Raw genomic sequence first — 26,431 nt, 5'->3', positions numbered from 1 at the left:
GTCCGGCCGCCGCGTAGTCGACCGACCGCGTTCCGTCATTCCACGTCGCAGACCGCAGTCAACGGGTTAGTGTCCCTTTCAACCAGAGGGGGGTGCATGGGGGACTTCTTCGCAGCCGCGTTCGCCTTCCCGACGGTCATCCTCTCGATCCTGCTCATCGCCGTCGTCCTGTTCTGGCTGCTGGCCGCGTTCGGGGTCGACCTGGACGGCGGCGTGGAACTGGCCTACGGCTTGGGTGGCGTGCCGACCAGCGTGGTGGTCTCCCTGCTGGTGCCGGTGGCGTGGTTCGCGTGCCTGGCCGGCACGACCCTCCTCGACGGCTTCGACCTCGCCGTCCTCGCCGGGTCGCTGGTGCTCGGCTTCGCCGTCGCGCGGGTGGCCGCGATCCCGCTGCGCCGGCTCTACCCGGTGGTCGAATCGGCGTCGCGCAACGACTTCGTCGGCAAGGTGTGCGTGATCCGCACCGGCACGGTGACCGCGAGCTTCGGCCAGGCCGAGGTGACCGCCGACGACGGCTCGTCGGCGACCGTGCAGGTCCGCCAGGCCGGGCAGGACGCGCTGACCGCCGGCGTCACGGCGCTGATCTTCGACTACGACCCCGACGGCGAGTTCTTCTGGGTCGCCCCGATCCCTACCTACCCGTTGGGGGAGCACTGATGGACGTCATCACCACCGGGTTCGGCATCCTGGTAGCCGTCGCCCTCCTCGTGCTGTTCGCGCTGCTGTTCATGGTCAGCCGGCTGTTCCGCAAGATCGAGCAGGGCAAGGCGCTGATCATCTCGAAGGTGCGCAAGGTGGACGTGACGTTCACCGGCGCGATCGTGCTGCCGGTGCTGCACCGGGCCGAGATCATGGACATCTCGGTGAAGACGATCGAGATCCGCCGCGCCGGCACCGAGGGCCTGATCTGCCGGGACAACATCCGGGCGGACATCCGGATCACGTTCTTCGTGCGGGTGAACAAGACGGTCGAGGACGTCATCAAGGTCGCGCAGGCCATCGGCACCGCCCGCGCCTCGGACGAGGCGACCCTCCAGGAGCTGTTCAACGCCAAGTTCTCCGAGGCGCTCAAGACCGTCGGCAAGCAGCTCGACTTCGTCGACCTCTACACCAAGCGCAACGAGTTCCGCGACCAGATCATCGAGGTCATCGGCACCGACCTGAACGGCTACAGCCTGGAGGACGCGGCCATCGACTTCCTGGAGCAGACGCCGATGGCGCAGCTCAACCCGTCGAACATCCTGGACGCGCAGGGCATCCGCAAGATCACCGAGCTGACCGCGATCGAGCACGTGCGCACCAACGAGTTCCAGCGCGGCGAGGAGAAGGAGATCACCCGCCAGAACGTGGAGGCGCGCGAGGCGATCCTCGAACTGGAGCGCCGCCAGGCCGACGCGGAGATCAAGCAGAAGCGCGAGGTGGAGACCATGCGCGCCCGCGAGGAGGCCGAGATCTCCAAGGTGCAGGCCGAAGAGCGGCTCAAGGCGAGCACGGCGGGCATCCGCACCGACGAGCAGCTCGGCATCCAGCACGAGAACAAGGCGCGCGAGATCGCCGTGGCGGAGAAGAACCGCGAGCGGGTGATCGCCATCGAGACCGAGCGGATCGAGAAGGACCGCCAGCTCGAGGTCATCGGCCGCGAGCGGGAGACCGAGCTGTCCCGGATCTCCAAGGACAAGGAGGTCGAGGGCGAGAAGCGGGCCATCGCCGAGGTCGTCCGCGAGCGCATCGCGGTGGAGAAGACCGTGGCGGAGCAGGAGGAGAACATCAAGCGGCTGCGCGCGGTCGAGGAGGCCGAGCGGCTGCGCCAGACCACCGTCATCCAGGCCGAGGCCGAGGCGCAGGAGCACCTGGTCAAGGACATCAAGGCGGCCGAGGCCGCCGAGGCGGCGGCGAAGTTCAAGGCCCGCGAGGAGCTGCTGCTCGCCGAGGCCCGGCAGCAGGCCGCCGAGCTGGACACCCGCGCGATGATCCGGCTGGCCGAGGGCAAGCAGGCCGACGCCGCCGCGAGCGGCCTGGCCGACGTGCAGGTGCGCGAGCGCGACGCGGAGGCGATCGAGAAGGTCGGCCGCGCGGAGGCCGTGGTGGAGCGGGAGAAGGCGCTGGTCGCCGCCGAGGCGATCCGGGAGAAGCTCAAGGGCGAGGCGGAAGGTCTGTCGGACAAGGCGGGCGCCATGGCCGCGCTGGACGGCGCCACCCGCGAGCACGAGGAGTACCGGCTGCGCCTGGAGGCGGAGAAGGAGATCCGGCTGGCCGACATCGACGTGCAGCGCCAGGTCGCCGAGGCGCAGGCCAAGGTGCTCGCGGCCGGCCTGGAGAAGGCCGACATCGACATCGTCGGCGGCGACGGCATGTTCTTCGACCGGGTGGTCGGCGCGATCTCGGTCGGCAAGGCCGTGGACGGGTTCGTCGGCCACTCCGACGTCGCCAAGACCCTCGGCGCGTCGTGGCTCAACGGCACGTCCGACTTCACCCAGGACATCGGCAAGGTCCTCGGCTCGTTCGGCACCGGGGACCTGAAGAACCTCACCGTGTCCGCCCTGCTGCTCAAGCTGATCAACGCCGGCGGACCGGACGAGGGCAAGCTGCGCGAGCTGCTGGCCGCCGCGCAGCGGCTCGGTGTCGCCGAACGGCCGGTGGCGGCGTTGGCCGCCCAGTCGTGACCGCACCCGTGACGGCCGGGTCGACGACGGGCCCGGCCGCGTCCCTGGACGCGGGTACCTACGAGGTGCTCAAGGCCCGGCTCGCCGAGCAGGCGGCCGGGCTGGCCCGCCGGGCCGAGGCGCTCAACGCGCGCCGGCTGGAGGTGTTCGGCAGCGCCGAGCTGACGCTGCTGGGCACCGAGCGGATCCGCACCGAGAACAACTGCGTGCCGCGCGACTGCGTGTCGGTGTCCGCCTCCGACGAGCACGGCACGGCGGTGTCCGGGCTGATGCTGTTCGGCTACAACGTGTTCATCGGCCTCAAGCCGGAGACCTCGGTCGACGACGTCTTCTCGCTGCACCGCTTCACCCGCGACGGCGACGCGTTCCGGTTCGAGGACGCGCACGACGAGCTGCCCGGCCTGCTGCGGGACCCGCAGTTCCTGCGCGACTTCGCCGAGCTGTACCGCTACTACCGCGACACCAGGCTGGTGCAGCTGCGCCGGGTCGAGGGCAAGCTGCTCGCGGTGTTCCAGACCGGCGCGCGCATCGGCGACACCAAGGTCCTGCGCTGGCAGATCGGCCTCGACGGCGCGGTCAAGTACCTGGACAACCGGGGCGAGCGGGACCACGTGTTCCCGCCGTCGCACGACTTCGAGTGGACGCCGACCGCGCGCGAGCACCACGTGCTGGGCCGGCACCCGCACATCTCCGTCGAGGACGAGGTCTTCGTGGAGACCGTCGGCGGCGACCTCACCATCAAGGTGGAGAACAACACCGAGTCCGGCGAGGGCATCTACCGCGAACCGGTGGACGAGCCGTTGCAGTCCCTGGCGGACGCGGACGTCGAGTACGCGCGGGTCGGGTCCCAGATCCTGCTGCGCGTCCGCCCGTACAACGAGGGCGCGTGGCGGCACCTGGTGTTCAACACGCGCACCAAGACCGTGGTGCGGCTCGACGGCATCGGCCAGGCGTGCCAACGGCTCCCCGAGGACCAGGGCCTGATCTTCCCGGGCGGCTACTACCTGGCCACGGGCGTCAGCAAGACCTTCGACACCGCCGTGGACGAGCTGGAGTTCGAGCGGGTCATCCGGTCCACCAACGGCGAGGACGTGCTCTACGTCTTCCACGCCCGCCGCGAGGGCCGCTCGCTCCTGCTGCCCTACAACGTGATCCGCAAGGAGGTCTCGACCCCGCTGTCCTGCCACGGCTACTCGCTGTTCGACGACGGCACGATGGTCGTGTTCCGCGCGGTGGACGACGAGCCGACCCGCGTGCACCCGATGCAGGTGTGGCAGACCCCGTACCTGTCCGACACCTACGCCGCCGGGCAGCCGGTCGGCACCGGGCCGCTGGAGCGGGTCGGCAACGCCGACCTGGTGCGCGGCATCTCCGACTGCCTCTCGGTGAGCCGGGTGGTCGGCGAGATGGCCCCGTCCGCGCCGGTGTTCGAGGACCTGATCGCCGCGTGCACCAGGGTGTTCGACGCCTACCACTGGCTGGGCGACCCGGACCTGGGCGACCTGCGCACCCCGCTGACCGAGGTGCGGGCGACCGCCGAGCAGGTGCTGGACGAGTTCGAGACCGTCCAGGCGCTGACCGACCAGGCCGCCGCCGCGCTGACCGAGGCCGACGACGACATCGCGTCGACGATCCGCCGCGCGCGGGGCGAGGTGCCCGGCGGCGCGGAGGCGTGGGTGCGCCAGTTGGCCGACCTGCGCGCGGCGCAGGGACACCTGGTCACGTTGCGGGAGCTGCGCTACGTCGACCTCGCCCGCATCGACGCCCTGTCCGCGTCGCTGGCCGAGGAGCTGGCCACGACGGCCCAGCGCGCGGTCGAGCACCTGCGGCGCGACGACGCGTTCACCGGCTTCCACGAGCAGGTCGACGTGCTGGTCGGCAAGGCCGAGGCGATCCGCTCGGTGGCCGAGGCCCGGCCCGTCACCGAGGAACTGGCCGAGCGCCAGCAGGGCTTGGAGGTGCTCACCGAGGTCGTCGGCTCGCTGGACATCGCGGACGCCACCGTGCGCACGTCGATCCTGGAGCGCATCGGCGAGGTCCTGGGCGGCCTGAACCGGGCACGGGCCACTGTGGACGGTCGGCGCCGCGACCTGGCGGCCACCGAGGGCCGCGCCGAGTTCGCCGCCGAGTTCGCGCTGCTCGGGCAGGCCGTGACCGGTGCGCTCGCGGTCGCCGACACCCCGCAGCGCTGCGACGAGCAGCTGGGAAAGCTGCTGCTGCACCTGGAGAACCTGGAGGCGCGGTTCGGCGAGTTCGACGACTTCCTGGCCCGGCTGGGCACCAAGCGGACCGACGTCTACGAGGCGTTCTCCTCGCGCAAGCAGGCGCTGCTGGACGACCGGGCACGGCGCGCGGACCGGCTCGCCGAGTCCGCCGACCGCACGCTGGGCGGCGTGGTGCGCCGGGTCGCGTCGCTGGCCTCGCTGGACGAGGTCAACACCTACTTCGCCACCGACCCGATGGTGGCCCGCGTCCGCGCCGTCGCCGACGAACTGCGCGAGCTGGGCGACCAGGTGCGGGCCGAGGAGCTGGCCGGCCGGGTGCTGGCCGCGCGGCAGGAGGCGGGCCGCGCGCTGCGCGACCGGCTCGACCTGTTCGACGGCGAGGCGATCCGCCTGGGCCGGCACCGGTTCGCGGTCAACACCCAGCCGCTGGACCTCACCCTGGTGCCCAAGGACGGCGGCCTGGCGTTCGCCATCACCGGCACCGACTTCCGCGCGCCGGTTCGCGACGAGCGGTTCGCCGCCACCCGACCGTTCTGGGACCAGCTCGTGGTGTCCGAGACGGCGGACGTCTACCGGGCCGAGCACCTGGCCGCGTCGATCCTCGCCGACCAGCCCGTGGACGACCTGCACGCCGCCGCCACCGAGGGCCGGCTGCTCGACCTGGTCCGCCGCGCCTCGGAAGCCCGGTTGGACGAGGGCTACGAGCGCGGCGTGCACGACCACGACGCCGCGAAGGTCCTGGACGTGTTGCTGCGCCTGCACTCCGGCGCGGGACTGCTGCGCTTCCCGTCGGCCGCGCGTGCCGCCGCCCAGTTGCTGTGGGCGCGCGCCGAGGAGGACGACCGGGACCGGTGGACGCGGCGGGCCGCGTCGCTGGGCCGGGCACGCGCGACCTTCGGCCACACCGGCGCGATCGACGAGCTGTGCGCGGAACTGGCCGAACGGGCGGGCGACGTCCTGGCCGGCGAGTACCTGTTCGAGGAGCTGTGCGCCGCGCCGCCCGGTTTCGTGGCCGGTGCCGCCGCGCGGGCGCTGGTGGACGCGTTCCACCGGGGGTTGGGCAACCGCAAGGACTTCGAGGACGACCTGCGCGCGTTCCCCGACCTGGACGACCGCAAGGCGCTGGTGGAGGGCTGGTACGACGCTTTCCTGGGCGGCCGGGACGACCCCGACCTGCCCGAGGCGGTCGCCCTCGAACTCTGCCGGGACCTGCCGCGCTACGAGTCGTCCGCGCAGGTGGAGTCCACTGTGGACGGATTGCTGGGCGCGCACCCCCGGGTCACCGGCCGCTCGCTGGTGCTGCGCCTGGACGAGGTGCTGGCCCGCACCCGCCGGTTCCGGACCGAGCGGGTGCCCGCCTTCCGCGAGTACCAGCGGCTGCGCAACGACCTGGTGGCCGAGGAGAAGCGGCGGCTGCGGCTGGAGGAGTACCAGCCGAAGGTGATGAGCGCGTTCGTCCGCAACCGGTTGCTGGACGAGGTCTACCTGCCGCTGATCGGCGACAACCTGGCCAAGCAGCTCGGCGCGGCGGGCGACGCCAAGCGCACCGACCAGATGGGGCTGCTGCTGCTCATCTCCCCGCCCGGCTACGGCAAGACCACGCTGATGGAGTACGTCGCCAACCGGCTCGGCCTGGTGTTCGTCAAGGTCAACGGCCCGGCGCTGGGCCACGACGTGACCAGCGTCGACCCGGCCGACGCCCCCGACGCCACCGCCCGCCAGGAGGTGCAGAAGATCTCCTTCGCCCTGGAGAGCGGCAACAACGTGCTGCTCTACCTGGACGACATCCAGCACACCTCGCCCGAGCTGCTGCAGAAGTTCATCTCGCTGTGCGACGCCCAGCGCCGCATGGAGGGCGTGTGGGAGGGCCGCACCCGGACCTACGACCTGCGCGGCAAGCGGTTCGCGGTGTGCATGGCCGGCAACCCCTACACCGAGTCCGGGCAGCGGTTCCGCGTCCCGGACATGCTCGCCAACCGGGCCGACGTGTGGAACCTCGGCGACGTGCTGTCCGGCCGCGAGGACCTGTTCGCGCTGAGCTACGTCGAGAACGCCCTCACCTCCAACGCCGTCCTCGCCCCGCTCTCCACCCGCGACCGGGGCGACGTCGACCTGCTGGTGCGGATGGCGCGCGGCGAGGAGGTGCGGGCCGACCGGCTCGCCCACCCGTACACCCCCGTCGAGCTGGAGCAGGTGCTCGGCGTGCTGCGCAAGCTGCTGCGGGTGCAGCAGGTCGTGCTGGCCAACAACCAGGCGTACATCGCCTCGGCCGCCCAGTCCGAGTCCTCCCGCACCGAGCCGCCCTTCCGGCTCCAGGGCTCCTACCGGAACATGAACAGGCTGGCGGAGAAGGTCGTGCCGGTGATGAACGACGCCGAGCTGATGGCCGTCATCGACGACCACTACCTGGGCGAGGCGCAGACGCTGACCTCCGGCGCGGAGGCGAACCTGCTGAAGCTGGCCGAACTGCGCGGCACCCTGACCCCGGAGCAGGCCCGGCGGTGGGCCGAGGTGAAGGCCGGTTTCCTGCGCGAGCGGGCGCTCGGCGGCTCCGACGACGACCCGGTCAGCCGGGCCGTGGGCGCGGTCGGGCTGCTGGCCGACCGGGTGGGCGGCGCGATCGACCGCCTGGCGGAGCGCTAGCCGCACGGCCTCGTGCGGAAGGGGACGCGGTTGCCACCCGACCACGGGGCAGCGCGGCTAGTCGTCGCAGATGCGGTAGTCGAAGTCGATCTCTCGGCCGTACGGGTCGCGGAACTCGAAGTGCGGCAAGCCCTGCGCGCGCAGCCACGCGCACATCTCGCCCGGCGAGCGCGGGACCCGCCACGGCAGGCACCTGGTGGTCGGGAAGCGGGTGAAGTCGCAGGGCGGGACGTCCGGCCGGCCGCGCGACGGGCTCGTCGTGGTGGGCGCGGGCGGCAGCGGCGGCACGGGCGGGTCGGTGTGCGGCAGCGCGGCCGGCGGCTCGGTGGTCGTGGTGCGCGGCGGCACGGGTTCCTGCTGCGGCGGCGGGGCGACCAGCGCGGTCGTCGGCGACGGGCGCACCTGCACGGTCGTCGTGTAGGTGGCGCTGAGCACACCCGGCTGCGCCGGGCTCAGGTCGACCCGGCGCACGTCCACCGGCCGGGGCTCGTTCACCGTGATCGCCATGGTCACCACGGCCGCCGTCGCCAGCACACCCGTGATCCCGGCGAACGCGATCCGGCCGACCCTGCTCATCCCGTTGCACCCGCTCCAGACGGCACTCACCGATGGTCACGTGGAATCGCTCTGCCGCCTGAAGGCGTTACGCGGTGCGGGTTTGAGCATCTCAACCGGTGCCGGGAGACCCGGTGCGGAGCGGCGCGCGGCTCGTCCGGCACGGCGGTGCCCCGTGCGCCGTCCGGTCCAGCGGGCTGGGCCGATGAGACCTTTGTCGCACCGGGCGAGCGGGCGGCGGTGCCTAGCATGAGCAGCGTCCGGTGCGCGATCCGCACCGCGTCCCCGAAGCACCGAGAGGTTCGCAGCCATGCTGTTCCGACGACTGCTGCCCGCGATCGCGGCGGTGGCCGCCCTGGCCCTCACCGCCGCGTGCGGTGGCGCACCCGACGACACCATCAGGGGCAAGGCCGAGGACGGCAGCCTCACCATCGGCATCCGGTTCGACCAGCCCGGGATGGCGCAGCGCAGGATCGACGGCAAGTACGTCGGCTTCGACGTCGACGTGGCCAAGTACGTGGCCGAGCAGTTCGGGGTGCCCGAGTCCGGCATCACCTGGAAGGCGGCGAGGTCCGCCGACCGGGAGAGGCTGATCGCCGAGGGCCGGGTCGACTTCGTCGTCGCCACCTACTCGATCACCGACAAGCGCAAGGAGCAGGTCGCGTTCGCCGGCCCGTACTTCGAGACCGGGCAGGGGCTCTTGGTGCGCTACACCGACGACGCCATCGCCGGGCCGGAGTCGTTGAACGGCAAGAAGCTCTGCTCGGTGCAGGCTTCCACCTCCGCGCAGAAGGTCAAGGCGGAGTTCGCGCAGGGGGTGCAGCTCGTGGAGTACGGCCAGTACTCGGACTGCGTGACCGGCCTGCTCGCGGGCAAGGTCGACGCGGTCACCACCGACCAGGCCATCCTGGCGGGCTACGCGGCGGAGAACCCCGAGCTGCTCAAGCTGGTCGGCAAGCCGTTCACCACCGAGCAGTACGGCGTGGGGCTGGCGAAGTCCGACGCCGAGGGCCGCTCCGCCGTGAGCGCGGCGATCGAGAAGATGGTCTCCTCGGGCGAGTGGCGGCGGGCGCTGGAGCGCAACATCGGCCGGTCGGGCGTCGACCTGCCGGACCCGCCGCAGGTGACCGAGAAGTAGCACCCCCTGTTGTTCATCCCGCTGTGGTCCAGTGGTAGTGCTGGGCGTGGTCAACCGATACGCTCGCCTGCGCAGGCCGTGGTTTCTGTGTTCGTGTCTCACGCTCGCGGAACGACACGCGGGCGTGCGTTCCCCGTCGCCAGGCGGCGGGGGAAACGCCGGCGGGACGGCCGGGGTTGCACGGTGTAGCCCCAAGCTTTCCTGCGATGGAGGCAGGTACATGGCACTGGGCACTGTCAAGTGGTTCAACTCCGAGAAGGGCTTCGGCTTCATCGCCCAGGAGAACGGCGGGCCGGACGTGTTCGTCCACTACTCGGAGATCCAGGGTCAGGGCTTCCGCACCCTGGAGGAGAACCAGCGGGTCGAGTTCGAGATCGGCCAGGGCACCAAGGGTCCGCAGGCCCAGAACGTGCGCAAGGTCTGATCTCCGCTGCACGACGGAGGGCCCCCGACCATCCGTGGTCGGGGGCCCTCCGCGTGGAGTCCAGCGGTACCGGCGGTGTCCGCCGGCGACTGCCCGGCCTCGCGGCACGGCCGGTGGCCCGGAGCGGGCAGCGGTGGGACCCGGGCGGTGGTGCCCGGGAGCGGTCGGGCTAGAAGCCGCGCTGGCGGGCTTCCCACTCCAAGCGCTGCATGACCCACTCCGTGGCGAGCGCCTGCGGCGACGTCTGCCGATCGGCGGCCAGCTCCTTGAGCTGTTCGTTGGCCATGAGCTGGAGGCGGAGCTGGTAGACCTGCGCGTTGCCGAAGCTGTTGCCGGCCGTGGTCTCGGCGTCCACCGTCTCCGGCGCGAGCGCCGCCAGGTACGAGGTGAGCTCCTCGTCGGGCAGGACGTCTTCCTGCTCCTTGCCGGACGGGCGGTGGCGGCCGGACTTGTTGCGACCTAGCGATCCAAGAGGCACCGCGCCACGATAACGGTTGCGTTGCGGAACGCGTCAAACTGTGGCCTGGGTCACAGTTGTGTGCATGGAGAGGCCCCCGCGCCAGGGGGAGGAACGCGGGGGCCGGAGGGGATCTCCACAGGCGCTGACCGGGGGTGTGTCAGCAATTCGGATTGTTGCACGTGCACGTGGGCCTGGGGAGTGGGTTGGCGCGAAATCTTCAGCTGTTCGACGGTTGGAACCCGCGCAGCCGCAGGCTGTTGGTCACCACGAAGACACTGGAGAAGGCCATCGCCGCCCCCGCGAGCATGGGGTTCAGCAATCCGGCAGCCGCCAACGGCAAACCCATAACGTTGTAGGCGAACGCCCAGAAAAGATTTCCCTTGATGGTACGCAGCGTCCGCCGCGACAACCGGATGGCGTCCACCGCCACCCTCAGGTCACCGCTCACCAGGGTCAGGTCGCCCGCCTCGATCGCCACGTCCGCGCCGGTGCCCACGGCCAGCCCCAGGTCGGCGGTCGCCAGCGCGGGCGCGTCGTTCACGCCGTCGCCCACCACCGCCACCACCCGGCCCTCGGCCTGGAGCCGGCGCACCACGTCCACCTTCTCCGCCGGCAGCACACCGGCGACGACCTCGTCGATGCCGACCTCGGCCGCCACCGCCTCGGCCACCACCCGGTGGTCACCGGTCAGCAGCAGCGGGCGCAGGCCCAGCGCGCGCAGCCCCCGGACCGCCTCCGCGCTGGTCGGCTTCACCGCGTCGGTCACCGACAGCAGGCCCAGCGGCCGGTCGTCCACGGCCACCGCCACCACCGTGCGGCCCTTGCGCTGCTCCTGCTCGGACAGCTCCCGCAGCCCCTCGGGCAGCGCGACCAGGCTCAACCGCCCGACCGTCGCCCGGCGGCCGTCGTCGAGCGTCGCGGTGACGCCCAGGCCCTCCCGGTTGGCGAACCCCGCCACCCCGGGCAGCACCGGCACCACCTCGCGCGCCCCGCGCACCACGGCCGCCGCGATCGGGTGCTCCGACCCCAGCTCCACCGCACCGGCCACGGTCAGCAGCTCCTCGCGGGACACGCCCTCTGCCGGCAGCACGTCCACCAGGTCCAGCCGGCCCGTGGTGACCGTGCCCGTCTTGTCCAGCACGACGGTGTCCACCCGGCGCGTCGACTCCAGCACCTCCGGGCCCTTCACCAGGATGCCGAGCTGCGCGCCCCGACCGGTCCCGACCAGCAGCGCGGTCGGCGTCGCCAGGCCCAGCGCGCACGGGCACGCGATCACCAGCACCGCCACCGCCGCCGTCACCGCGAACTCCAGCGGGCGCCCGGCCAGCAGCCACCCGGCGAGCGTGAGCACGGCGACGCCCAGCACCACCGGCACGAACACCGCCGAGATCCGGTCCGCCAGGCGCTGCACCTCCGCCTTGCCGGACTGGGCGCGCTCCACCAGCCGCGCCATCCGGGCCAGCTGGGTGTCCCGGCCGACCCGGGTCGCCTCGACCACCAGCCGGCCGCCCGCGTTGACCGCGCCGCCGACCACCTCGTCGCCCGGACCGACCTCCTCCGGCACCGACTCGCCGGTCACCACCGACCGGTCCACCGCCGACGACCCCTCGACCACTACGCCGTCCGTGGCGATCCGCTCACCCGGTCGTATGACGAATCGCCGGCCGACCCGCAGCTCGCCGACCGGCACGCGCGTCTCCACGCCGTCCTCGACCACCGCGACGTCCTTGGCGCCCAGTTCCAGCATCGCCCGCAGCGCGGCACCCGCCCGGCGCTTCGACCGGGCCTCCAACCAGCGTCCGAGCAGCAGGAACACCGTCACGCCGACGGCGACCTCCAGGTAGATGTCCCCGGTCGTGGACGGGCGCGGCACCAGGCTGAACCCGTGCCGCATCCCCAGCGCGCCGGCCTCGCCGAACACCAACGCGTAGAGCGACCAGAGGTAGGCGACGACCACGCCCATCGACACCAGGGTGTCCATCGTGCTCGCGCCGTGCCGGGCGTTCACGGCGGCGGCCCGGTGGAACGGCCAGCCGCACACCCACACCACAGTGGACGCCAGCGCGAGTGCGAACCACTGCCAGCCGGGGAACTGCCACGCCGGGACCATGCTGAGCACGATGACCGGCACGCCCAGGCCCGCCGCGACCGCGACCCGCCGGCCCAGCTCGCCCGCCGGGTCGTCCTCCTCGCGCCGGCCCGGGTCGGCCCCGTAGCCGGCCGCTTCCACCGCCGAGACCAGGTCCGCGACCGCCGTGCCCGCCGGGTGCTCGACGCTCGCCGTCCCGGTCGCGTAGTTGACCGAGGCGGTGACGCCGTCGAGCTTGTTGAGCTTGCGCTCGACCCGGTTCGCGCACGACGCGCACGTCATGCCGGTGATCGCCAGCTCGACGCGCTGCGCGGTCTCCGGGGGCATCAGCCGACCAGCTCGTAGCCCGCCTCGGACACGGCGGCGCTCACCTCGTCCCGGGTCAGCTCGCGGGAGCTGGTCACGGTGACCGCGCCGGTGGCGAGCTGCACGTCCACGCCGGTCACGCCGTCCACGCCGGAGAGCTCCTCGGTGACGGAACTGGCGCAATGACCGCAGGTCATGCCGTTGACGGTGTAGGTGGTGGTGACGGACACGGGTCCCTCGTTCCTCTCGGGGCGGCTCACCCCGAGCATACCCCTAGGGGGTAGGGCTATCGTCCGGCGGGGCCTCCAGCGACGTGATCTCGCCCTCCAGTCGCACGACCAGCTCTTCCAGGCCCGCCAACATGCCGTCCAGCTCGGTCATCTTGTCGCTCATCATCGCGTCGATGTCCGCCTCGATCGAGGCCAGTGACAGGCCGCCGAACAGCAGTTGCGGATCGACCGGGGGTGCCGGCCGGGGCGCGTCCCCGGCGGCCTCGTGCGGTCCGCCGACGGGTTCGGGACGAGCTTCGGCCACTGCTTCGGGCCGGGCTTCGGGGTGCGGCCCGGAGCCGGGTGCCACGTCGGTCGCAGGCTCGGTGCCGATCTCGGGCGCGGAGTCGGGTGCAGGCGCGGCGTCGGTCGCGGGGCCGGGTGCGGGTGCCGCGTCGGGCTCCGTGCGGGGCGCGGTGGCGACGTCGTCGACGGCCGGGGAGCCGGTGGCCTGCGAGGACTCGGCGGGCTGCGGACGGGGGTCCGGGTCGGTCATGGGTCCACCCTCTCGTTGTTCGCGCCAAGCACATCACGGGCTGCTTGACACCAGGTGCTCTACACGGAAAGTGACGCAGCGTTGCCTTGGAATCACTCTGCGGGGGGCTGCGGCGGTTCGACGGGCTCGCTTAGCCTCGCGCCAACCTCAAGTCGGGGAGGCGTCATGAGCGGGTCCCTAGAAGTACGTCAGTTCCTGTGGAACCAGGACGACATCATGTCCAGGCCGGGCGGTGGGGTGCCCGTGCAGAGGACCGGTGAACCGTCGCGGGTCTCGGACGAGCAGGTCCACCGCGCGCGGCTGTCCGTGGCCCGTGGTGCGACCAGCGCCGAGGACTGCCGGTTGCTGCTCGACATGCTCGGGCTGTCACCGGGTGAGGACGGGGGCACACCACCCGTTCAACGGTAGAGCGCCAGGTGAGCGGCCCCTCCGAGACGCGCACCCCCCGGAGGCGCGTCTCGGGTGGGCCGCTCCGGAACATACCGAGCGGTCTCCGCCCGGGGCAATCGCCGATCACGGCCGGATCTGCGGGGACGGCCGCGACGGCGGTCGGCTGTGGCGCGCGTCGACCACGGCGGCGACCTCGCACCGCCGTGGCAGGGCGGTCGGTTCCTCGTCGGACGTCGTGATCCACGCCGGCGAGGGGCGGCGCTCCGGGTCGCCGTGGCCGGCCCGGAGGGGCTCCGATAGGTCTCGCCGGGGGAGGAATCGCAGGTCAACTACGTCGGCCACCCCCCGTTTTGGAGTAGGTGGCACTCGTGCCCTATGCTTACGATGCTTCCACCGGACAGCGTGGAGGGCCTGGGAAGAAAGTGGCCCGAGAGGCTGCTGGAGGAACCGGGTCCCCATCGTCTAGCGGCCTAGGACCCCGCCCTTTCAAGGCGGTAGCGCGGGTTCGAATCCCGTTGGGGGCACGTAGTACAGTAGGAAAAGCAAGGCCCAGTGGCGCAGTTGGTTAGCGCGTCGCCCTGTCACGGCGAAGGTCGCGGGTTCGAGTCCCGTCTGGGTCGCAAGGCTGTTCGGCTCCACGGCCGGGCCGCTACCTGGCCAGGTAGCTCAGTTGGTACGAGCGACCGCCTGAAAAGCGGTAGGTCGGCGGTTCGACCCCGCCCCTGGCCACCAGCTCCCGGAAAAGCCGCACGAGGAAACTCGTGCGGCTTTTCCGCATTTCACGGCGTGAATCGCAGCACCGCGAACGCCTGGTCGTCGTGCACTTTCGGCCGGTGCCACCGAACCCGTTCCGGGTCATTCGCCTCGGCTTCCCGGATCGCGTCCAGCACGGCCTCCGGTCCTTTGGCGGACGTGATCTCCAACACCGAGCGCCAATCCGCGAAGAGGCCGTAGTCGTCCACGCCGCACGAGACGCCGTCGGTCGCCATCAGCACGGTGTGCACCTCGTCGCGCGGCCACGACCGGCGCACCGCCCGGTGCGCGGCGGCCGGGTCCGCCTCGGCCACCCAGAACCCGCCCTCCCGGTTGCGCCAGGCCGTCACCTCGGCGACCTTCCCGCGCAGGTCGCGGAGCCGGTCGTCGGACACCACCTCGGTGGTCCGCCCGAACACGACCACCGGGCTGTCCGCGAGCACGAGCGCGTCGACCACGTCGTCGGTCCACCGCACCACCGCCACCGTGGACGACGGCGAGTCGCCCGGTGTCAGGCCGTGCTCGGCGGCGAGCCGGGCGATGGCGTCGGCGAGCTGGTCGGCCAGGTCGGCGTCCGGGTCGAGGGAGCGGAGCTGGGCGGCGAGGTGCGCCGAGTGCCAGCCGCCGTCCCGCTCGCGCGGGGTCGGCGAGGTCGCGCCGTCCAGCAGGACGACCGCGTTGTCCAGCACGACGATCCGGTCCTCGGTGGGCCTGGGCCTGCCGTCCGGGCCGACCCCGGCGCGCTCGGCGGTGGTGATCTCGGGCATCGACTTCGAGCCTAGCGTCAACCGGGGTTGACAACTTCGGGCGTGTCAACCAGAGTTGACGACAAGGAACCCGACGGGGTGCGCGCGACGACGTGAGGGAGGCGACGGCATGACGGAAGCGACGGAACTCGCTTCAGCGGCGGGCGACCAGGACCCGAGGGTCGGGCTGCGGGCGGTCAGCGCCCTGCGCCGGCTGCTCGAACAGCTCGAAGCGGTCCAGGTGCGCAACGCCCGCGTCCGGGGGTGGTCCTGGCAGGAGATCGCGGCGGAGCTCGGCGTCAGCCGGCAGGCCGTCCACAAGAAGCACGGGGGCAGTCGATGATCGGCGAACGGTTCACCAGGGGAGCCCGGCAGGCCGTGCAGGACGCGGTCAAGGAGGCGCAGGTCGCGTCCGCCGGCGAGATCGGGCCCGAGCACCTGCTGCTCGCCCTGCTCGGCACGCCCGTGCTCGCGTCCTTCGACGTGGCCCGCGACGAGGTCGAGGCCGCGCTCCGCGACGCCCGGCGCAAGGGCGGGCTCAGCTCCGCCGACGCGGAGGCGTTGCGCGGCCTCGGGATCGACGTGGACGAGATCGTCGCCTCCGTCGAGCGGTCGTTCGGCGAGGGCGCGCTGGCCGGGTCCGCGAAGCGCAGGCGGTGGCCGTTCGGCGGGCACCTGCCGTTCACCCCGGCGGCCAAGCGGACGCTGGTGCGCGGCCTCGCCGAAGCCCGCGACCTCGGCCACGGCAGCCTCGGCGAGGAGCACCTCGTGCTGGCGCTGCTGTCCGGGAAGGGGCTCGCGGCCGAGGTGCTGGAGGCCCGGGGCGTGCGGTACGCGGACGTCAGGCAGCGGGTCGCGCACCGACCCAGGTGACCAGGGGCAGGAACGCCTGGGTCAGCGGGCCGATGGCCAGCGCGTAGAGGACCGTGCCGACCCCGATCGTGCCGCCCAGCAGCCACCCGCCCGCCAGCACCGCCAGCTCCACGACGGTGCGCACCAGGCGCAGCGACGTGCCGGTGCGGGCGCAGAAACCGGTGGTCAGGCCGTCGCGCGGGCCGGGGCCGAGCCGCGCTCCGATGTAGACGGCCGCCGCCAGGCCGTTGAGCACGATCCCCGCCACCAGGAACACGATGCGCACCACCAGGTCCGACGGGGTGGGCAGGAGCGCGAGCGTCACGTCCACGGCCACGCCGATCAGGAAGACGTTGGCCACCGTGCCCACCCCCGGTCTCTGGCGCAGGGGTATCCAGCACAGCAGGACCAGCGCGCCGACCAGCACGGTGATGGTGCCGAAGCTCAGGCCGGTGCGCTTGGTCAGGCCCTCGTGCAGCACGTCCCACGGGTCGAGGCCCAGCGTCGCGCGGATCTGGAGCGCCATGCTCGTGCCGTAGAGCCAGAGGCCCGCGACGAGCTGGGGGAGGCGGCGAACGGGCGAGACGGACACGGGGACCTGGGTGAGGGCTGCGAGCATGTGGCCCATCGTCCGCCCCGATTGGCTTTGTTTTCCAGAGCCAAAGTTCAATAATTGGCTTTATGAACCACGACGTCCCACCAGGTGGACGTATATCCGGATTCCGCCTCGCCGGGCTCCTCGGCGAGTGGCGACGCCGAGGGGCCCGCCAGGGGTCCGCCGACCTCGCGGCGGCGATCCGGATGCTCGTCCTGGACGGCCGGCTGCCCGCCGGCACCCGCCTGCCCGCCGAGCGCGAGATGGCCGACGCGCTGCCCGTCAGCCGAACCATGATCACCGCCGCGCTGGACCAGCTCCGGTCGGAGGGGCTGGTCGCCAGCAGGCGCGGTGCCGGGTCGTGGATCAGCCTGCCCACCGGATCGCTCGGCATCGTCCCGGACACCCCGCTCGTCGGGCAGAGCATGGTCGACTTCGCCCGTGCCGCGCCGCCCGCCATCCCCGGCCTGCTCGCCGCGTTCGACTCCGTCCGGCTCCGGCTGCCCGAACACCTGATGGACCACGGGTACTACGAGCACGGCTTGCCCGACCTGCGCCGACGCATCGCCGAGCGGTTCGAGGCGCGCGGGCTGCCGACCTCACCCGACCAGATCGTGATCACCAGCGGGGCGCAGCACGCCCTCGCGCTCGCCCTGCGCCTGCTCACCGGACCGGGCGACCGCGTGCTGGTCGAGCAACCCAGCTACCCGAACGCGCTGGACGCGATCAAGGCCGTGTCCGCCATCCCGGTCCCCGTCGCCATGACGCCCACCGGGTGGGACCTGCCCGGCATCGCCGCCGCGTTCCGCCAGGCCGCGCCGCGCATGGCGTACCTGGTGCTCGACTTCCACAACCCCACCGCGCACCGGCTCGACGCCGGGGGCCGGGCGGAGCTGGCCGCCATCGCCCGCCGCGCCCGCACCCCGCTCGTCGTGGACGAGACGGTGCTCGAACTGGACCTCGACGGCGACCCGCTGGACGGCCCGCCCCCGATGGCGTCCTTCGCCGAGGACCTGGTGATCACGCTGGGGTCGGCGTCCAAGGCGTACTGGGGAGGGCTGCGGATCGGCTGGATCCGCGCCACGCCCGAGGTGGTGCACCGGCTGGTGTCCACCCGGACCGCGCTCGACCTGGGGTCGGCCGTGGTCGAGCAGATGGTGCTGGCGGACCTGATGGCCGACCCGAACGCCGCCCTGGCCGGGAGGCGCGCCCTGCTGGCGGCGCAGCGCGACGTGCTGATGGCCGGCCTGCGCGAGCACTGCCCCCAGTGGACCTTCCGCCGGCCCGGGGGCGGGTTGAGCGTGTGGTGCGAGCTGGACGCGCCGATCAGCACGCGGGTGGCGGTGGTGGCCCAGAACCACGGCATCCGGCTGGCCCCGGGAGCCCGCTTCGGTGCGCACGGGGGCTTCGAGCGCTGGCTGCGCCTGCCGTACGTGCTGCCGTCCGAGGTGCTCCGCGAAGCCGTCCGCCGGCTGGGGCTGGTGGCGGCCTCGGTCAACGGCACCACCCTGACCGGAGAGGCCGACGCCACCGTGCCCGTGGCCTGAGTTCCCGCACCCGGGCCGGTTCTGCTGGTGTCACCCCATCGGGCTCCGGCTCAGCCCCTCGGTGGGCCGGAGGCCGATGGGGGTCCGTGGACCTGCGGCGGGGACGCTCCAGGGAGGGCGTCCCCGGCCGCAGGTTCCCGTGGGATCCCGCCTGTCACAGGGGCAGTGTGGGCGGCGGGATCGTGCCCGTTCCTGTCGGGGCGCGGTCGGCAGGAACGGGAAGATCGCGGGGTGGGACGCGCGGCGTCCCGAAGGGGGTGGGGAGGGCTGAGGAGGGGGTGTCCGCCGCTTCCGGGCAGGACTGTCCCGTCTTGCTCAGTCGGGTGACGTGCTGGGCAGCCCCGGGACGCTGCCGGGGGACCGGCCGTCCTCGCGCTGCTCCACGGACCACACGGCCGGCGGGATCAGCCCGGACTGGCTGGTCGCGGACGCGATCACGCCGCCGCGGTGGCCGTTCGAGCTGTCGTGGCCGGTGGACGACGCCGTGGTCGGCGCGGTGGGTGCCGGGGCCTGGGTGGGCGCCGGGGCGGGGGGTGCCGGTTCCGGGTTCTCCCAGGTGACCAGTGGTGCTGCGGGTGGCTCCTCGACCGGGGTCGCCTGGGTCGGCGGTGCGGCCGGGTGCGGTGGCGCGGCCACCGGGGGGTGCTCCGGGGCCGGCGGGACGTCGGCGGGCACCTGCTCCGGTGCCGGCGACGGCTCCGGGGTCTGGTGCGCGGCCGGGTGCGCGGCGGCCTTCGCGGCGAGCTTCGCCTCGTACAGCGGCGCCGGGATGGTGTTGGTCACCGCGCCGGTCCGGGTGCCGGTCCTGCTCTCGGTGCCACCGCTGAAGCTCGTCGGCCCCTCGTCCTCGGGCGCGGCCGTGACGAGCACCGGCTCGACGGCCTGGTCGGCGTCCACCGGGGACACCAGGTCGACCGACGCGAAGGACAGGGTCGCGGGTGCGGTCGGCACCGGGTGGTCGGCGAGGAGCGCGGTCAGCAGTTCCTCGGTCGCGGTGCGCTGCTGGTCGAACGCCATGTTCACCACGTCGGGCATCATCGACGCCTCGTCCGGGTGGTCTTGGCCCTCCGCCGCCGCGGCACCCGTGCCGAGCAGCCAGGCCGTCGTCGCCAACCCGCCCACGGTCAGCGCCCGGAGCAGCAGTGATCCGGTGCGGCGCACCGCGTCGGGGACTGCCACTGGGGATCACCACCGTTCCGGGTACGGCGAACGGGACGGACCGTTCGAGGTCGACGTTCTGCCATGTCTAGCACTGGTCACCGTGATTTCGAACGTTCTGGCACGGAACCCACCCGTAAGGGCGGCGTCGTGCGGCTGTCCGGGTAGTGGCACCCGTCCGTGAACACCGTCCGTCGTGTTCAGCGCATCGGGTGACCACAACGCGCGTCCGGTGTGGACAGCGGGCACGCTGTCCTCTGTGGACATTCACGACGTCGTCTCGCTGGCGGAACTCGCCGAGTCCTGGCGGGCCGAACAGCCCGACCTGACCGTGCACGACCCCGGGGGACCGGAGGAGTGCCTGCTCCGTTCAGGTGAACTGCTGGTGCGTTCGGATGCCGTTCCGGCGGCGGTCGACCGGTTGCGCCGGTGGGTGGACCGCGTGGACGGAACGGAGGAACCGGCCTTCGCCCGCATCCGGCTGCGGCCGGGTGAGCAGCCGGTGCGGATCGCGGCGGACTGCGGCCTCGACGTCGCGCCCAACCACGTCCACGTCGGCAGCCCGATCATGATCGGCACCGCGCGCCCCCTGCCGGAGCCGGCCGACGCGCCGCCCACCCCCGCCGACGAGGCGTGGGACGTCACGGTCGCCGTGCTCGACACCGGGCTGGACCCGCACCCGTGGTTCGCGGGGCGGAGCTGGTTCCGCGCGGTCCCCGAGGTGCTGGACGCGGACGGGCGGCCGGGCCAGGACCGGCAGGCCGGGCACGGCACGTTCGTCGCGGGAGTCCTCTTGCAACACGCGCCGGGCGTCCGGCTGCGACCCCGGCGGGTGCTGTCGTCGCTCGGGCTGACCGACGACCTGACGGTCGCGCGTGGCCTGCGCGCGGTGCGCGGGGCGGACGTCGTGCTGCTCACGGCCGGCTGCCACACGGCCGACGACCGCTGCCCGCCCGTGCTGCGGCACGAGGTCCGGCAGCCCGGCGGGGTGGTCGTGGCGGCGGCGGGCAACGGCGGGACGTCCCGCCCGGTGTGGCCGGCGGCGCTGCCGGAGGTGGTGGCGGTCGGCGCGGACGCGGAGTTCTCCAACCACGGGGAGTGGGTCGACGTCATCGCGCCGGGAGTGGGCGTGGCCAGCAGCTTCGTCCGGTTGGGAGCCGGTGGGGACGGCGGTGTCCGGCGGGAGTACGGCTTCGCGCGGTGGAGCGGGACGTCGTTCGCGGCTCCCCACGCGGCGGCCGGAGTTGCCCGGCTCCTGCACGGGGGCGCGTCGCCGGCCGACGCCGTGCGGCAGGTGGGACAGGAGCGGGGAGCCGGGGAGGAGTTCGTGGTCGGGGCGGGGTGAGGGGCGGTGGGGACGCGGGGAGGTGCGGGCAACGGCCGGTGCGGGTGTCAGCCTGCGCCGTAGCAGACGAAGCCCAGGTCACCGTGGTCGTGCTGGACCCGGGCAAGCGTTTGCGCCGGGGTGCTGAGGCCGGCGTGCAGGTCGAGCATCAGGGCGACCACCCGGTCGTCGGGCACGGCCCGCACGCTGGCGATCACCGCCCGGACGCCGCGCCGCACCAGCGTCGTCGCCAGCCCGGAATCGCACGCCGACAGGACGACGACCGAAGGCGTGCCGGTGAGGTGGTCGAAGTCGTAGCCGTGCAGGGGGCCATCGGTCAGGTGCAGGTGGGAGAACAACGGCAGATCCGTGCGGCGGATTCCGTGCGCGGCGATGTGCACGACGTCTGATCGGCTCATTTCCGGCAGCGTTCCGGTGGTGGTTCTCACGAGTTTTCCCCGGTGTTTTCGCTGTAGTGCGTCGATTTCCCGTTCCGCGTCGCGGAGGTGGGGGCCCAATACCCACGTGCGGCGGTCGACGGCGAGCGGTTTCCGGGAGGCGGCGAGCCACCCGGTCGCCGATGGGGCCACCGAGATCGGCCGGCCGCGTGCGGCCGGCAGCGCGGCCCACGGGATCCGGGCCAGCTCGGGGCTTGGCACGATCACCAGCGGCCGGTCGCCGGCCGGTGCCAGCAGGGTGCCCAGGTGGTCCAGGGCGGCGCGGTTCTCCTTCAGCTCCAACGTCTTCGCGTGCCTCAGCGCGGTCCGCGCGTCGCCCAGGTCGTGCAGGCGGAAGCGACCGGCGGTCGCGGAGACCGCGACGAGCCGGCCCCGGTGGTGGACGAAGTCGAGCAGGGCGCGCTCCCCCAGCGCATCCACGACGTCGTCCAGGTGCGCGGTCGGGGTGCGGGTGGTGCCCGCAGCCAGTGACAGGCGGCGGATCTCCCTCTCCAGCACGACGATCCGGACGTGGTCGTCGCGGGTCCTGGCCGTTCGCAGCAGGTCCAGGGGCCGAGCGGTCTGCGGCGCCGGCGCGGGTGCGCAGGTGCGGGTGCGCTCGGACCAGCGGACGACCGCGCGGGCGTCGCCGCTGGTCAGGGCGTGGTGCAGGGCGGTGTCGGCGAGCGCGGTGCCGGGCCACGAGTCGGGGGCGTGCAGGCGGAGGCCCGCCTCGCACGCCGCCGCTGCCGCCCGCCTGGTGGTGGCCGCGCGGGCGTGGGCCAGCCAGCCGATCGCGCGCGACCTCGGCGTGCCCCGGTCGCGCGGTATCCGGTGCGGCGCGGCGGTGAGGTGGAGTTCGGCGGCCTCGTCGTGGTGGCCCTGCTCGGCGCACGTCCGCGCGGTCCCGGCGGGGGTGCCCGGACGCCCGGCGCGCAGCGCCACCGCCTGGGCGGCGGGCACCCACCTGGCGCGGCGCTGGGCGGCGAACAGGGCCTCCGCCTCGTCCGCGAACGCGCGGGCGGCCCGGGAGTCGTTGTCCCGCAACGCGCACCGGGCCGCCAGGAGCAGCGCCTCGGGCAGCCGGGAGCCCCGGTCGCACCTGGTCAGCAACGCGACGGCGGGGATCAGGACGTCCCGGGCCTCCCGGAACAGGCCGGTGTCCAGGAGCGCCTGGGCCCGGTCGACCAGGGCTTCCGGGCGGGTCGACGCGCGCAGGCCCTCGCGCGAGGCCCGCTCGTAGTGGTGCAGCGCGGTGGCGGTGCGACCCGCCACCATCGCGGCGAAACCCCTGTTGTGCAGGCACATCGCGGCCCGCACCGGCTCGTCCAGCCCGGTCAGCAGGGTGTGCGCGGCGGCGAAGTCGGCGTCCGCGCCGGACGTGAGCAGGGCGTGCGCCCGCGCGATGCCCCGGCCGGTCAGGGCGTTGGCCAGCCACCGGTGGTCGCCGAGGCGGCGCAGGGCGCGGACCGCCTCGGTGAGTCGCGCGGCGGCGTGCCGGGGCGTGGACTGCTGGCACAGCAGCAGACCGTGCAGGCACAGCGCGCGGGCGCGGTCCACGCCGGTGAACGCGGTCGCGGTCAGGTGGTGCCCGCACGTCGCCGCGTCACCCCGGTCGAGCGCTATCCACGCGGCGGTCAGGTGCACCTTCGGGTCGTCGGTGGTCGCCAGGGCCTCGGCGGTGAGCAGGCCGGCGGCGGGCAGGCGGCCCTGCTCGACCAGGGCCAGGGCGTGCTCGTGGTGCTGCGCGGCGGTCATCCGACGAACCACCGGGTCGTGACGTCGGGCCGGCCCTCGTGGCGCAGCGCGAAGCGGACCGGGCCGGCCGGCACGTGCTCGACGTGGAACCAGCCGGTCGGGTCGACGGGGGTGGTGCGCGCCCCGCCCGGCCAGATCGCCACCGCGTGGGTGCCGGTGCGGGCCAGGCCGGTGACGTCCAGGCCGGTGCCGGTGGGCTCCAGGCGCAGGTCGAGGTCGGTGAAGCGCAGGGTGCGGACCTGGGACGCGCCGCGCATCCCGGTGCCGGCGAGGTGGTCGGGGGTGGTGCGCGCGGCGGTGGGGTGGGCCGGGGCGAGGTGGGCGGAGTCGGTGATCAGCCGGGTGAGGGCCGCCCCGGTGCGCTCGGCCAGGGCGGCGCTCGCGCGGGCGGTGAGCAGGCGCGGCAGCGGGTCGGCGCGGTCCAGGAGGTCGGCCAGGGCGTCCAGCAGGGTCCGGTCGTTCATCGGACGACCTCCATCCGCGCCAGGCGGCGGCGCAGCACGTCCAGGCAGCGGCCACGGGTCGGACCGAGGCTGTTGGCCGGGATGCCCACGGCCTCCGCCACCTGCGTGAACGGCATGTCCGGCGAGAACGCGACCAGGTGCAGGATCTGCCGGCACCGGTCGGTGAGCGTGCCGTAGGCGTGCCACAGCAGGGAGTCGGTCTCGCCGGCGACCGCCAGGTCCTCCGGCGAGGGCTCCTCGTCGGCCGAGTCCCACAGGTCGACCGGCTCCTCCCGGCCGCGCAGCCGCAGCACGGCCAGCGACTCGCGGCGGGTCGTGGTGGTCAGCCACGAGCTCAGCCGCTCCGGGCGGCGGATCGTGGTCAGGTTCTCGGCCAGGATCAGCCACACGGTCTGGTTGACGTCCGCCGCGTCGTCCGGGCTCAGCCGGTGCGAGCGGGCCACCGCCCACACCAGGCGGATGTGCCGGTCGACGATCTCCTGCCACGCGTGCTGGTCACCGAGGTGGGCGCGGGCCAGCAACTCGGCGTTCTGTTGATCTTGCATGGTGCTGTGAGGGCCGCTCGACGCCACCGGCTCCCGGCACCGCCCGAAGGTGTGGTTCGCGGAACGCCGTCCGGGGCCGGTGCGTCTATCAGCGCTTTGTCGACACGTCGAGATGTGGTCGTGTCCACTGCGGACCGCAGGCCGGAGGTGGGGCTACTCGGTGCGCAGGCCCTCGGGGCGGATCGCGTGCCGCAGCGCGGGCAGCGTGCACAGCGACACGGCGAGCACCACGAACGCCGCCATGGCGACCGTGGTGGCGAGTTCGGCCCAGTCGACGTGGAAGCGCTCGACGGGCACCACCAGCCACGCCGTGCCCAGGCCGACCGGGACGGCCAGGCCGAGGCCGAGCGCGGTCGGGATCGCCGACTGCCACACCGCCGCCGCCGCGAGCACCCGGCGCGGCACGCCGTTCGCGGTCAGCACGGCCGTGTGCCGGCGGCGCTCCCACACCTGGTCCACCGCCGCTGCCGCCAGGCCCACCACGGCGAGCAGGACGAGCAGGACCGAGCCGCCGATCACGCCGCCGCGCAGCGACGTGAACAGCTCCACCTGGATGTCGCGGAACTCCGACGTCAGCGCCACACCCCGGTCCACCCGGCCGGTCGCGGCCAGCAGGCGGTCGGCGAACGCCTGGTCCGGGTCGCCGACCACGACCAGTTCGGACGGCGGCGCGGAGGCGAGCGCGGGGTCCGACCCGCTCGCCACGAACAGGCCGTTCGCCGAGCCCGGCACCTCCTTCGCCGCCGGCACCGCCCACGGCCGCCCGTCGATGGTGAGCTGCGTGCCGGGCGCGGGCACGTCGCGGCCGGTGGCCGTCCGGTACGCCGCGCCCGGCGCGCAGTCAGTGACCCCGAGGCGCTCGGACAGTTCCGCGCAGTCCGTGCTGACCACGAGCGCCGAGACCGGTGACGCCTGCTGGTGCGCCCGCACCTCGCTGACCCGCCGCACCCCGCCGATCAGCGCGATCGCCTCCTCCAGCGAGCGGACCGGGGTGTGCGCGGACACGTCCAGCACCCACCGGTCGGCGTCGGAGTCCAGCGCCGACTCGGCGGTCAACCGCGCCGCGACGCCCAGCAGCACCTGCAACGCCAGCGACCCGGCCAGCACCACGACCACCCCGGACAGCACGCGCGGCACACCCGTGTCCGCCCGCAGCCCGCGCGCCGCGAGCATCGGCGCGACCCCCTCCGGCCGCATCCCGGCCGCGACCCGGCCCACCAGCCACGGCAGGACCGCGCCCGTGCCGGCCAGCACCAGGGCGATGCCCGAGCCGAGCAGGACGGCGGTGGTCGCGTCCGCCACCGCTTCCCGGAAGCTGCCCGCCACCGAGATCGCCACCAGCACCGCCGCGCCCGCGCCGACCAGCGCGAACCGCCACCACGCCCGGCGGGTCGGCACGTCGGCGGCCGTGGCGAGCGCCTGGACCAGGCCGAGCGGCCCGACGTCGACCGTGCGCAGCGCGACCAGCGCCGCGAGCACCGCGACCACCGGCACGCCCAGGCCGATCAGCGCGCCGAGCAGCGGATCGGGCAGCAGGTCGGTGGGGAAGAACCCGACGCCCTCCACCTCCACGAACCGGGCCAGCGGCCGGGCCGCGAAGAACAGCGCCACCCCGACGAACAGGCCGAGCACCGCGCCGGTCAGGATCTCGCCGCTGGCGATCCAGCGGACCTGCGCCCGGCTCGCGCCGACCAGGCGGATCGCGGCCAGCCGGCGGCCCCGGCCGGTCGCGCCGAGCCGGGTGGCGACCAGGACGAAGATGCCGAGCGGCACCAGCAGCGCGCCGATCGCGGACACCATCAGCAACCGGTACGCGGGCAGCAGCGTCGACCCGGTGCCGGTGACGCCGAACCCGGCGGTCGGCGTGGCGTCGGCGGTGAGCGCGTCGGGCAGGCCCGCGTAGAACAGCAGGGATTTGGGTCGCGGCAGGCCCGCGTCGGCGATCACGCCGATGACGCGTTCCGGGAAGCGGGCGCGCACCGAGTCGTCGGTCTGGATGAGGTGCAGCAGCTCCGGCGACACCACGACCTCGCCGGGGGCGGGCAGCCGGCCGACGCCGGGCGGGGTGGGCCGGTCGGTGCCGGTGGCGGCGACCTCCACGCCCAGGATCCGGCGACCCTGCCAGGACACGGCGACCTCGCGGGCCCGCAGCGGTGCGCCCGCCGGGTCGGCCCGCTGTGGGGTGCCCGGGTCGGCGCGCTGAGCAGCGCCCGGGTCGGTGTCGGTGTGGTGGGGGCCGGTGTAGCGCTGCTGGTCGAGAGCGGCGGCTTGGACCCGTTCGGACTTGGCTTCCCGGGCCGGGCCGATCGACGCGGCCAGCAGCAGCACCACGACGCCGAGGCCCACGCCGGTGGCGGTCAGCGCCAGCCTGGCCCACGAGGTCCGGCTGCCCCCGACAGCCAGCCGGACCCCGAGGACCAGGTCTGCCGCCCACCTCTTGTTCACCGGCGCGCGTCCGGGGTGCGGGGGCGGGAGTGGGGTGTGCGATTCGCAGGGCTCACGCAGCTTAAGACGGTTCAGGGGCCTGTCAGGTGGCTACGCCGGCGGGAATGGCTGCGGGAAAGGGCTTCGGCCGGCGTTGGCCGGGGCTGGAG

At 73.5% G+C, this 26,431-nt stretch carries 22 protein-coding genes and 3 tRNA genes; 13 read left to right on the top strand and 12 right to left on the bottom strand.

Going from position 1 to position 26,431, the window contains the following annotated elements:
- Positions 1-96 precede the first annotated feature (96 nt).
- The 3 genes from AB0I60_RS09095 to AB0I60_RS09085 are packed head-to-tail and all read left to right on the top strand — an operon-like array spanning position 97 to position 7,531.
- Complete coding sequence (locus AB0I60_RS09095) at positions 97-657, top strand: hypothetical protein (protein WP_360727097.1); 561 nt, start codon at positions 97-99, stop codon at positions 655-657.
- Positions 657-2,663, top strand: coding sequence for an SPFH domain-containing protein (locus tag AB0I60_RS09090; RefSeq protein WP_360727095.1), 2,007 nt, complete (start codon positions 657-659; stop codon positions 2,661-2,663). Before AB0I60_RS09095 ends, AB0I60_RS09090 begins: the two co-directional genes overlap by 1 nt.
- Positions 2,660-7,531, top strand: a complete 4,872-nt coding sequence (locus AB0I60_RS09085) for a DNA repair ATPase (protein WP_360727093.1) — start codon at positions 2,660-2,662, stop codon at positions 7,529-7,531. Before AB0I60_RS09090 ends, AB0I60_RS09085 begins: the two co-directional genes overlap by 4 nt.
- A 57-nt stretch (positions 7,532-7,588) precedes the next feature.
- On the opposite strand, the gene AB0I60_RS09080 is transcribed toward AB0I60_RS09085, so the two are convergent.
- The gene (locus tag AB0I60_RS09080) at positions 7,589-8,107 is read right to left on the bottom strand and encodes a hypothetical protein (protein ID WP_360727091.1); all 519 of its coding nucleotides are present in this window, start codon (positions 8,105-8,107) and stop codon (positions 7,589-7,591) included.
- Between the two features lie 289 nt (positions 8,108-8,396).
- On the opposite strand from AB0I60_RS09080, the gene AB0I60_RS09075 reads away from it, so the two are divergent.
- Together AB0I60_RS09075 and AB0I60_RS09070 are read left to right on the top strand one after the other, a co-directional pair.
- The gene (locus AB0I60_RS09075; protein WP_360727090.1) at positions 8,397-9,224 is read left to right on the top strand and encodes a glutamate ABC transporter substrate-binding protein; all 828 of its coding nucleotides are present in this window, start codon (positions 8,397-8,399) and stop codon (positions 9,222-9,224) included.
- Positions 9,225-9,444: 220 nt separating this feature from the next.
- Positions 9,445-9,648, top strand: a complete 204-nt coding sequence (locus tag AB0I60_RS09070; protein WP_015105489.1) for a cold-shock protein — start codon at positions 9,445-9,447, stop codon at positions 9,646-9,648.
- A 169-nt stretch (positions 9,649-9,817) separates the two neighbouring features.
- Here AB0I60_RS09070 and AB0I60_RS09065 read toward each other — a convergent pair whose 3' ends face one another.
- The 4 genes from AB0I60_RS09065 to AB0I60_RS09050 all read right to left on the bottom strand — a co-directional run bounded on the left by AB0I60_RS09065 (position 9,818) and on the right by AB0I60_RS09050 (position 13,268).
- Positions 9,818-10,126 carry a hypothetical protein gene (locus AB0I60_RS09065; protein WP_360727088.1) on the bottom strand — a complete coding sequence of 103 codons (309 nt, stop codon included), beginning with the start codon at positions 10,124-10,126 and terminating at the stop codon, positions 9,818-9,820.
- Between the two features lie 199 nt (positions 10,127-10,325).
- Positions 10,326-12,524, bottom strand: a complete 2,199-nt coding sequence (locus AB0I60_RS09060) for a heavy metal translocating P-type ATPase (protein ID WP_360727086.1) — start codon at positions 12,522-12,524, stop codon at positions 10,326-10,328.
- Complete coding sequence (locus tag AB0I60_RS09055; RefSeq protein ID WP_360727084.1) at positions 12,524-12,772, bottom strand: heavy-metal-associated domain-containing protein; 249 nt, start codon at positions 12,770-12,772, stop codon at positions 12,524-12,526. The genes AB0I60_RS09060 and AB0I60_RS09055 overlap by 1 nt, the downstream gene beginning before the upstream one ends.
- A 4-nt stretch (positions 12,773-12,776) precedes the next feature.
- Positions 12,777-13,268, bottom strand: a complete 492-nt coding sequence (locus AB0I60_RS09050; RefSeq protein WP_360727082.1) for a hypothetical protein — start codon at positions 13,266-13,268, stop codon at positions 12,777-12,779.
- Between the two features lie 165 nt (positions 13,269-13,433).
- Here AB0I60_RS09050 and AB0I60_RS09045 point away from each other — a divergent pair, with 165 nt between their 5' ends.
- The 4 genes from AB0I60_RS09045 to AB0I60_RS09030 all read left to right on the top strand — a co-directional run bounded on the left by AB0I60_RS09045 (position 13,434) and on the right by AB0I60_RS09030 (position 14,390).
- The gene (locus tag AB0I60_RS09045; RefSeq protein WP_360727080.1) at positions 13,434-13,676 is read left to right on the top strand and encodes a hypothetical protein; all 243 of its coding nucleotides are present in this window, start codon (positions 13,434-13,436) and stop codon (positions 13,674-13,676) included.
- A gap of 433 nt (positions 13,677-14,109) precedes the next feature.
- A tRNA-Glu gene (locus tag AB0I60_RS09040) sits at positions 14,110-14,182 on the top strand.
- A 22-nt stretch (positions 14,183-14,204) separates the two neighbouring features.
- Positions 14,205-14,278: transfer RNA gene (locus AB0I60_RS09035), tRNA-Asp, on the top strand.
- Positions 14,279-14,313: 35 nt separating this feature from the next.
- Positions 14,314-14,390, top strand: a tRNA-Phe gene (locus tag AB0I60_RS09030).
- Between the two features lie 47 nt (positions 14,391-14,437).
- Here AB0I60_RS09030 and AB0I60_RS09025 read toward each other — a convergent pair.
- On the bottom strand, positions 14,438-15,178 hold the full coding sequence (locus AB0I60_RS09025) for a protein phosphatase 2C domain-containing protein (RefSeq protein WP_360727078.1): 741 nt from the start codon (positions 15,176-15,178) through the stop codon (positions 14,438-14,440).
- A 109-nt stretch (positions 15,179-15,287) separates the two neighbouring features.
- On the opposite strand from AB0I60_RS09025, the gene AB0I60_RS09020 reads away from it, so the two are divergent.
- On the top strand, positions 15,288-15,500 hold the full coding sequence (locus AB0I60_RS09020; RefSeq protein ID WP_041315643.1) for a helix-turn-helix domain-containing protein: 213 nt from the start codon (positions 15,288-15,290) through the stop codon (positions 15,498-15,500).
- On the top strand, positions 15,497-16,030 hold the full coding sequence (locus tag AB0I60_RS09015; RefSeq protein WP_360727076.1) for a Clp protease N-terminal domain-containing protein: 534 nt from the start codon (positions 15,497-15,499) through the stop codon (positions 16,028-16,030). Before AB0I60_RS09020 ends, AB0I60_RS09015 begins: the two co-directional genes overlap by 4 nt.
- Here the strand turns inward: AB0I60_RS09015 and AB0I60_RS09010 are convergent.
- The gene (locus tag AB0I60_RS09010; RefSeq protein ID WP_360727074.1) at positions 15,999-16,628 is read right to left on the bottom strand and encodes a hypothetical protein; all 630 of its coding nucleotides are present in this window, start codon (positions 16,626-16,628) and stop codon (positions 15,999-16,001) included. The two genes, AB0I60_RS09015 and AB0I60_RS09010, sit on opposite strands and share 32 nt — an antisense overlap.
- A gap of 62 nt (positions 16,629-16,690) precedes the next feature.
- Here AB0I60_RS09010 and AB0I60_RS09005 point away from each other — a divergent pair, with 62 nt between their 5' ends.
- Positions 16,691-18,151 carry a PLP-dependent aminotransferase family protein gene (locus tag AB0I60_RS09005; RefSeq protein ID WP_360727072.1) on the top strand — a complete coding sequence of 487 codons (1,461 nt, stop codon included), beginning with the start codon at positions 16,691-16,693 and terminating at the stop codon, positions 18,149-18,151.
- 315 nt (positions 18,152-18,466) lie between these two features.
- Here the strand turns inward: AB0I60_RS09005 and AB0I60_RS09000 are convergent, their stop codons facing one another.
- Entirely contained in the window at positions 18,467-19,330 is an 864-nt protein-coding gene (locus AB0I60_RS09000; protein ID WP_360727070.1) for a hypothetical protein, read from the bottom strand.
- A gap of 238 nt (positions 19,331-19,568) precedes the next feature.
- Between AB0I60_RS09000 and AB0I60_RS08995 the strand changes: the two genes are divergently transcribed.
- The gene (locus AB0I60_RS08995) at positions 19,569-20,654 is read left to right on the top strand and encodes a S8 family serine peptidase (protein WP_360727069.1); all 1,086 of its coding nucleotides are present in this window, start codon (positions 19,569-19,571) and stop codon (positions 20,652-20,654) included.
- 47 nt (positions 20,655-20,701) lie between these two features.
- On the opposite strand, the gene AB0I60_RS08990 is transcribed toward AB0I60_RS08995, so the two are convergent.
- The 4 genes from AB0I60_RS08990 to AB0I60_RS08975 form a co-directional block, all read right to left on the bottom strand.
- Complete coding sequence (locus tag AB0I60_RS08990; protein ID WP_360727067.1) at positions 20,702-22,828, bottom strand: CHAT domain-containing protein; 2,127 nt, start codon at positions 22,826-22,828, stop codon at positions 20,702-20,704.
- Entirely contained in the window at positions 22,825-23,292 is a 468-nt protein-coding gene (locus AB0I60_RS08985; RefSeq protein WP_360727065.1) for a hypothetical protein, read from the bottom strand. The genes AB0I60_RS08990 and AB0I60_RS08985 overlap by 4 nt, the downstream gene beginning before the upstream one ends.
- On the bottom strand, positions 23,289-23,837 hold the full coding sequence (locus AB0I60_RS08980; protein WP_360727064.1) for a sigma-70 family RNA polymerase sigma factor: 549 nt from the start codon (positions 23,835-23,837) through the stop codon (positions 23,289-23,291). Before AB0I60_RS08980 ends, AB0I60_RS08985 begins: the two co-directional genes overlap by 4 nt.
- Positions 23,838-23,990: 153 nt before the next feature.
- Complete coding sequence (locus AB0I60_RS08975) at positions 23,991-26,282, bottom strand: ABC transporter permease (RefSeq protein WP_360727063.1); 2,292 nt, start codon at positions 26,280-26,282, stop codon at positions 23,991-23,993.
- Positions 26,283-26,431: the final 149 nt, after the last annotated feature.

Origin of the sequence: Actinosynnema sp. NPDC050436, assembly GCF_040655415.1 — a bacterium.
GTDB lineage: Bacteria > Actinomycetota > Actinomycetes > Mycobacteriales > Pseudonocardiaceae > Actinosynnema.
Note: the sequence above shows the minus strand (reverse complement) of the source record. Positions and strands in the feature narration are given on the sequence as shown.